This is a genomic window from Caballeronia telluris (genome assembly GCF_001544495.1).
Lineage (GTDB): Bacteria > Pseudomonadota > Gammaproteobacteria > Burkholderiales > Burkholderiaceae > Caballeronia > Caballeronia telluris.
This window is the reverse complement of sequence record NZ_FCNZ02000156.1, coordinates 1-569: the sequence shown is the minus strand read 5'-3', so window position 1 is coordinate 569 and position 569 is coordinate 1. Positions and strand designations below refer to the sequence as shown.

Sequence of the window (569 nt, the reverse complement as noted above, 5' to 3'; positions counted from 1 at the left end):
ACTCGACCTCGTCCTGCTTCACACGGTGGGGGATTTTAGGCGACCACAACTGGGGGAGTTTCAACTGACCGTCCGGGAAATCGCCGATCACTACAATCTCGCGAAGATCATCCGCAAGTACATCGAAACGCCATCTTGGACCACGCCACTATCCATCGCCGTGTTTGGTCCGCCGGGGTCGGGGAAGTCGTTTGCGGTGAAAGAAGTGCTCAACTCCGTTGACCCAGGCCGCAGCAGCAAACCATTGACCTTCAATCTGGCGCAGTTCAATTCCACCGACCAGTTGACGGATGCATTTCACCAGATACAGGATCGCGCCCTCGCGAGCAGCGAAGTGCCGCTCGCCATCTTCGACGAATTCGACTCGTATTTCGAAGGCCGCCGGGGCTGGCTGAAGTACTTTCTCGCGCCGATGCAGGACGGCCTGTTCCGCGGCAAAGGCGGCGATTATCGCGTCGGGCGCGCGATCTTCCTATTCTCGGGAGGCACCTCTGTCACGGATCGCCGTATAGGAGCCAATTGATGATCGGCGCATAGGTGCCAGCGCAGGATCGGCGTAATGGAGCCAG

At 58.7% G+C, this 569-nt stretch carries 1 protein-coding gene; it reads left to right on the top strand.

Annotated features, from left to right (window positions below; genetic code table 11):
* Positions 1–523: AAA family ATPase (locus AWB66_RS32690; RefSeq protein ID WP_125469902.1), on the top strand; the 523-nt coding region annotated here is incomplete at its 5' end.
* Between the last annotated feature and the right edge of the window lie 46 nt (positions 524–569).